Genomic DNA, 6,828 nt, shown 5'->3' on the forward strand with positions numbered 1-6,828 from the left:
CCCTGTACGGGATCGACCGGAACAGCAGCATCTCGAGCAGCTCATAGTCCGGCAGGGCGTCGATGCCGCCCTTGGCCGCGCGTTCGCGCAGCCGCTCGCGGTGACCGGAGTTGCGGCTCTTGGCCGGAAGGGGCGCGGGGGCGGCGTCGCTCACAATCGGCTTAACATCATCATCACGAACAGGACCCAGGCCGGATAGGCGAACGGCAGGGCAATCGAAAACCCGAAGCCCAGCCGCCACATGCGACGGCGATAGGCGTCCGGGTCGCGCGGGGTCAGCAGCTTCTCGCTGAACGCCCCGATCAGGTAGCAGGCGTTCGCCGCCGCCATGAACCCGAGATACAAAAGGCCGTGGATCAGGATCGCCGGCCAGGGGGCCTCGACCGGCGAGGGGTCATTGCGAAAGCTCCAGATCACCAGGCCCGTCAGCCCTCCGGCCAGCACCCCTGCGACCGCCAGGCCGAGGTTGTAGCGAAGGCGGCGCGCCTCCCACCATTGCCAGGTGTCGGTCGGAGTCTGGTCGGCGGTGAGCGCCTCGGCCGGCATGGCGTGGATTCCCCTGTGCCTGCCGATCATGCGCGGCCCGGGTGAGGCGTCAAGGGCGCTGGTGCCGTCCGACCCCGACGCGGTAGGTTTGGTCATGACCCAAGCCAGTCCCACCGCCGCCGTCCTGATCATCGGCGACGAGATCCTGTCGGGCCGCACGGCCGACACCAATCTGAACACCCTCGCCCGGTTCGTCACGGCGCTGGGCATCGACCTGAAGGAGGCGCGGACGGTCGGCGACGTCCCGGCCCAGATCACCGACGCCCTGAACACCCTGCGCGCCGCCCACGACTATGTCTTCACCACCGGCGGCATCGGCCCGACCCACGACGACATCACCGCCGACTGCGTGGCCCAGGCCTTCGGCGTGCCCTTGCCCGAACATCCCGACGCCCTGGCGATCCTGGCGCGGCGATACGGCGACGACTTCAACGCTGCGCGGCGGAGAATGGCGCGCATCCCCGAGGGCGGGACCCTGATCGCCAATCCGGTCACCGATGCGCCGGGCTTCCAGATCGGAAACGTCTTCGTCATGGCGGGCGTGCCCAGGATCATGACCGCCATGCTGGAGGACGTCGCGCCCCGCCTGCGCACCGGGGCCGTCGTCCATTCGCGAACCCTGAGGGTCACTGGCGTCGGTGAGGGCGCGATCGCCGAGACGCTGGGGGCCGCGGCAAAGGCCCAGCGCGAACTGTCGTTCGGCTCCTATCCGTTCGGCGCAGGATCGGACGGCGAGATCGGGACGAACCTGGTGGTGCGGGGGCGGGATGCGGTGCTGGTCGAGGCTGCTGTCGTCTCGCTTTCGGACGCCCTGCGGGAACGGGGCGTGTCGGCGACTCTCCAGCCCTGACGAAAAAACCCGCCCGGTTCGCACCGGGCGGGTTCTTCATTCGTCAATCAGATCAGACCTCAGGCCGCGTAGCCCTTGCCGCCGTTGGAGGGGCGACGGCCGCGGGGGCGGCGCTTGAACTCGCCGTCGGGCTTGGCTTCGGAGACCGGACGGTTGGCCGCCGCGGCCGAACGGGCGCGGTCGGCGGCTAGGGGATCGAACGGCTGGGTCGAGGCCAGGGGCCGGTCGTGGTGGACGCGCGGTGCGCCGTCACGAGCGCCGTCGCGGCCCCCATCACGACCACCCGGACCCGGCTTGCGCTGACGGTGGGGCTGACCGCCGTGGGCCGGCTTGACGCCGTCGCGACGGGGGTTGCGATTGCCGCGACCCTCGCCACGGGGACGTTCCTCGCGATCCGGCATGGTGGCCTTGGTGCCGACGCCGGCGGCCATGATCGACTGGTCCAGCAGACCCAGCGACTTGTCATTGCGACGGTCCGACGACGGGATCTTCTGGCGAGTGACCTTCTCGATGTCCTTAAGCAGCTTCATCTCGTCGCCGGCGCAGAAGCTGACGGCCGAGCCGTCCTTGCCCGCGCGGGCCGTCCGGCCGATGCGGTGGACATAGGCTTCGGGCACGAAGGGCAGTTCGAAGTTCACGACGTGCGAGACGCCGTCCACGTCGATGCCGCGCGCGGCGATGTCGGTGGCGACCAGGACGCGCAGCTTGCCGGCCTTGAAGGCGGCCAGGGTGCGTTCACGCTGGGGCTGGGACTTGTTGCCGTGGATCGCGCCGGCCTGGACGCCGCCGGCCTCAAGGTATGCCGCGACCTTGTCGGCACCGTGCTTGGTCTTGGTGAAGACCAGGACGCGGGTGAATTTGTCGTCGGCGAACATCTCGGTCAGCAGGGCGCGCTTGCGGCCCTGTTCGATGTGGATGATCGACTGGTTGATGCGCTCGACGGTGGTCGACTGCGGCGTCACCTGGACCTTGACGGGCTCTTTCAGAAGCTCGCCGGCCAGCTTGCCGATTTCGGTCGGCATGGTGGCGGAGAAGAACAGGTTCTGGCGCTTGGCCGGGATGCGGCTGACGATCTGGCGGATCGGCTTGACGAAGCCGAGGTCCAGCATCTGGTCGGCCTCGTCAAGGACGAAGATTTCGGTCGAGGACAGGTCCAGGGTCTTTTGCTGCATGTGGTCCAGCAGACGGCCAGGGGTGGCGACCAGGACGTCGAGACCGGCCTGGATGGCGCGTTCCTGGGGGCCGTACTTCACGCCGCCGAAGACGACCGCGACCTTGAAGCCCAGGTGTTTGCCATAGGCCTTGAAGCTCTCGGCGATCTGGCTGGCCAGCTCACGCGTGGGCGACAGGATCAGGCAGCGGGTGGTGCGCGGCAGAGGCGCGACGCGGTTCTCGGCCAAACGATGCAGGATCGGAAGCGCAAAGGCCGCCGTCTTGCCGGTGCCGGTCTGGGCGATGCCCAGCAGGTCCTTGCCGAGCATGACCGACGGAATGGCCTGGGCCTGGATCGGCGTGGGGGTGGTGTAGCCCTCGGTGGTGAGAGCCTGAAGAAGGGCCTTGTTCAGGCCGAAGGATTCGAATGTGGTGGTCAAGGTGATGTCTTTCGCGTGCGGCGACGCGCATCAGCCATGGCTCAACGCCAGATAAGGCCGCGCACCGCCAGTCCCGACGGGGCACCAGAGTGGAGCCTTCGGGGTGGATCGGGCGCCGCCCCGCGTGTCCGGGCAGCGTAGTGAACTTGAGGGCCGGCCGCTGCTACAGTCAGGTCTTCGTTGGGGAGTGAAGACCCACACGCGCTGGAGCGCACCGGGGATCGCAATTGTGCGACGCAGCGCAGATGGGCGCATAATACGGCCAAGTCAAGGCGATTGCGGATCGGCGTTTCGCGCAGCCGCGCCCGATTTCGAACGTTTCGGCTCCGCCACGACCCGGCCGGCGGTCAACCCGGACGCCACTCGCTCAGCACCGTGCCGTCCGCCAGGGTGAAGGCGACGCGATCCAGCGTGATGGCGGCGACGCAGATCGGCCGCTGATCCGGACTGGTGGCCCGGCAGCGAAACGCCCGGCCTTCGGGGAAGGCACTGACCCGCCCCTGGATCAGGACTCGATAGCCGTCGGCGGGCGGCGTCAGGATCGTGGCGTCGCGTTCGGGGCGAACGGTGAAGACATAGGCTCGGCCGTTGCGGCGAGCCACGCGCGACGCGCCCTCCTGAAACACGGCCGCGAGGCCGACGGTCTGGGCCACGACGCCGGACGCTGCGGCCTGGAGCGGATCGCGAGCGACGCCCGGACAGGCCTCGGTCGCCAGCCAGGGCCGGGCCAGCCAGAAACCCTCGACGGCCTCCCAACCCGGCTGAACACCGGGCGCGGTAATGAGGGCGGACCCCGTCCAGTTGTCGGGATCGAGCGAGAGCTGGATGGTCTTGCGTTCCGATCCCCATTCGGCGCGGGCCAGACCGGCCGGAGCGGCGACGGGGTTCGCGGCCTCGGCGATCGGGCCACAGCCGAACGGCGTCCGCACGGAGAACGCCCGCCCGACCAGCGGGTCGGTGTCCTGGGTGGCCGTGCCCGAAGCATAGTCCGATGCGGCGCGGGCAGCGGCGGCGATTATCTCTGCTCGTCCCAGCGGCGGGACCGGGGCCGGCGTTGCGGCGACCTTGGGCGGGGTCGTCGTTTCCGGTGCCTCTGCCGGAACCGGAGCCTTATCCCGGGGCCGATAGAGGTCGCACTGGATCAATATCGGCGCGAGGGCGACCAGCGCGAAACAGGCGACGATTCGGCGGGCCGGCCCTCGACGCAGGATCGAGGACGCCGGTTGCTCGCGGAGGAAAGCCATGACGTCTTCCTAGCATGGGCCTGACCGAAAAGCCCAATTGGCGGCCAAGGTTGACGTGGTCACCCCGTGCGGCCCACCAAGACGCATGACATTCGATCAGATCGCGGCGCTCGTCGTCCTGGTGACCGTGGTCGGTGTGCTGATCCACGGCAAGATCCGCTCCGACGTGGCCGCCCTGTCGGCGGCGGCGGCCCTGCTGCTGATGGGCGTGATCCGCCCGGTCGAGGTCCAGAGCGCCTTCGCCAGCCCCGCCGTCATCGCGCTGGCCTGCCTGTTCGTCATCGCCTACGCCATCGAGCTGTCGGGCCTGCTGGGTCTGCTGATCCGTCAGGCGACGGCACTGTGCGCCCGGCTGGGCGCGGCGGGCCTGTGGCTGGTCATCGTCCTGTGCGGCGCAGCCTCGGCCTTCCTGAACAACACCCCGATCGTGGTGCTGGCCGCACCGGTCGTGAAGGATGTCGCCAACTCGCTGAACCTGTCGCCCAAGCGGTTCCTGATCCCGCTCAGCTACATCACCATCATGGGCGGGGCCTGCACCCTGATCGGGACATCCACCAACCTGCTGGTCAACGACATGGCCAGGAACGCCGGCCAGAGCGTGTTTTCGATGTTCGAGATCACCCCCGTCGGCCTGATCGTGGCGGCGGCGGGAGGCCTTTATCTGTTTCTGGTCGGCGGCCGGATGCTGGGCAAGGCAGACGAGAGCGTCCCTGGCCTGCCACACGCCCCGGAACAGACCGGCGACGGAATGATGGGCGATATCGAGCTGTTCTCGGTCGCCAAACCTTTCGACGCCAGGCGTGCGGCCATCTCCATGCTGGTGTTCGTGGCGGTGATCCTGGCGGCGGCAACCGGGGTTGCCCCCATAGCCGCCTCGGCCTTCGCCGGTGCCGTCGTGTTGATCCTGTTTCGCGTCATCAGCCCGGAAGAGGCCTATGCCGGGTTGCGGCCCGAGGTGCTGCTGCTGATCGCGGGCATGGTGGTCGTCGGCCTGGCCATCGAGGTGACCGGGCTGGCGGCCTCGGGGACCGATCTGCTGATCGATTTTATCCGGCCGTTCGGGCCACTGGTGGCGCTGGCGATCCTGTACGGCGTGACATTGTTCGCCACCGAGTTCCTGTCGAACGCCGCCGTCGCCGTCCTGATCACGCCCGTCGCGGTCGCCCTGGCCGAAAGTCTGGGCGTCGATCCGCGCCCCTTCCTGATCGCGGTGATGATGGCGGCCTCGGCCGCCTTCGCCACCCCGTTCGGCTATCAGACCAATGTGCTGGTGTTTCAGGTGGGCGAGTACAAATACATGGACTTCGTGCGGATCGGCGTGCCGCTGAATCTGGTGACCTGGGTCGTCGGCGTGGCGGTCATCCCGCTGTTCTTCCCGTTCTGAGGGCGTGGTTACCCCACCTTAACCACAAGGATTCACCATCCAGCCTCCACTCCCCGAGGCTGCCCGTGACCGATCTGAAGACCGACATTATCCATCTGGGCGACTGCATCGAGATCCTGCGGTCGTTGCCGTCCAAGTCGGTGGACATGGTCTTCGCCGATCCGCCCTACAATCTTCAACTGGGCGGCGACCTGTTGCGGCCGGATAATTCCAGGGTCGATGCGGTCGATGACGACTGGGACAAGTTCGACAGTTTCGCGACCTATGACGCCTTCTGCCGCGACTGGCTGAAGGAGTGCCGGCGGGTGCTCAAGGACGAGGGCTCGATCTGGGTGATCGGCAGCTATCACAACGTCTTCCGGCTGGGCGCGGCGATCCAGGACCTGGGGTTCTGGGTGCTGAACGACATCATCTGGCGCAAGTCCAACCCGATGCCGAACTTCAAGGGCACGCGGTTCACCAATGCCCACGAGACCCTGATCTGGGCCGCCAAGAGCCGGGACCAGAAGCGCTACACCTTCAACTACGACGCGCTGAAGGCCTTCAACGAAGACACCCAGATGCGCTCGGACTGGACCTTCCCGCTCTGCACCGGCGAGGAGCGGATCAAGGGCGAGGACGGCAAGAAAGCCCATCCGACCCAGAAGCCCGAGGCCCTGCTGCACCGCGTCATCCTGGCCGCAACAAAGCCCGGCGACGTCATCCTGGACCCCTTCTTCGGCACCGGCACGACCGGCGCTGCGGCCAAGCGGCTGGGCCGGTCCTACATCGGCATCGAGCGCGACGAAACCTATGCCAGGGTGGCGCAGACCCGCATCGATGCCGTCATCCCCGGCAATCCCGAGGACCTGATGGTCATGGGCTCCAAGCGGGCCGAGGTGAAGGTGCCGTTCGGGGCTCTGGTCGAGGCCGGGATGCTGGCGCCCGGCGACATCCTGTACGGACCCAAGGGTGATCGTCAGGCACGGGTTAGGGCGGACGGGTCACTGGTGTCCGGCGAATTCACCGGCTCGATTCACAAGCTGGGTGCCCTGCTGGAAAACGCCCCGGCCTGCAACGGCTGGACCTACTGGCAGTTCAAGACCGACCAAGGCTTCAAGTCGATCGACGCCCTGAGGTCGGAAATCCGCGCGGCGATGTAGCCAGGGAGGCCATCGTCAACGAAATCAACGAGCTGGTCCCCGCAACGTCCAGCACCGTACGCTTATGACC

The 6,828-nt window shown here is 67.7% G+C and carries 6 protein-coding genes; 3 read left to right on the forward strand and 3 right to left on the reverse strand.

The features are described 5' to 3' along the window. Positions 1-150: 150 nt before the first annotated feature. Positions 151-642: a hypothetical protein gene (locus ACILQR_RS14820; protein ID WP_395652156.1), complete on the reverse strand. Its 492-nt coding sequence runs from the start codon at positions 640-642 to the stop codon at positions 151-153. On the opposite strand from ACILQR_RS14820, the gene ACILQR_RS14825 reads away from it, so the two are divergent. Continuing rightward, complete coding sequence (locus ACILQR_RS14825) at positions 641-1,396, forward strand: competence/damage-inducible protein A (RefSeq protein ID WP_395652157.1); 756 nt, start codon at positions 641-643, stop codon at positions 1,394-1,396. The genes ACILQR_RS14820 and ACILQR_RS14825 overlap by 2 nt on opposite strands. 59 nt (positions 1,397-1,455) lie before the next feature. Here ACILQR_RS14825 and ACILQR_RS14830 read toward each other — a convergent pair whose 3' ends face one another. Both ACILQR_RS14830 and ACILQR_RS14835 read right to left on the reverse strand, forming a co-directional pair. After that, positions 1,456-2,988, reverse strand: a complete 1,533-nt coding sequence (locus ACILQR_RS14830; protein ID WP_395652158.1) for a DEAD/DEAH box helicase — start codon at positions 2,986-2,988, stop codon at positions 1,456-1,458. A gap of 347 nt (positions 2,989-3,335) precedes the next feature. Then, the gene (locus ACILQR_RS14835) at positions 3,336-4,232 is read right to left on the reverse strand and encodes a hypothetical protein (protein WP_395652159.1); all 897 of its coding nucleotides are present in this window, start codon (positions 4,230-4,232) and stop codon (positions 3,336-3,338) included. An 85-nt stretch (positions 4,233-4,317) separates the two neighbouring features. Between ACILQR_RS14835 and ACILQR_RS14840 the strand changes: the two genes are divergently transcribed. Both ACILQR_RS14840 and ACILQR_RS14845 read left to right on the forward strand, forming a co-directional pair. Next, a complete protein-coding gene (locus tag ACILQR_RS14840) occupies positions 4,318-5,616 on the forward strand; it encodes an SLC13 family permease (protein WP_395652160.1) in 1,299 nt (432 codons plus the stop codon). A 65-nt stretch (positions 5,617-5,681) separates the two neighbouring features. Continuing rightward, the gene (locus ACILQR_RS14845; protein WP_395652161.1) at positions 5,682-6,758 is read left to right on the forward strand and encodes a site-specific DNA-methyltransferase; all 1,077 of its coding nucleotides are present in this window, start codon (positions 5,682-5,684) and stop codon (positions 6,756-6,758) included. Positions 6,759-6,828 lie beyond the last annotated feature (70 nt).

The organism is Brevundimonas sp. (genome assembly GCF_044239655.1).
Taxonomy (GTDB): domain Bacteria; phylum Pseudomonadota; class Alphaproteobacteria; order Caulobacterales; family Caulobacteraceae; genus Brevundimonas.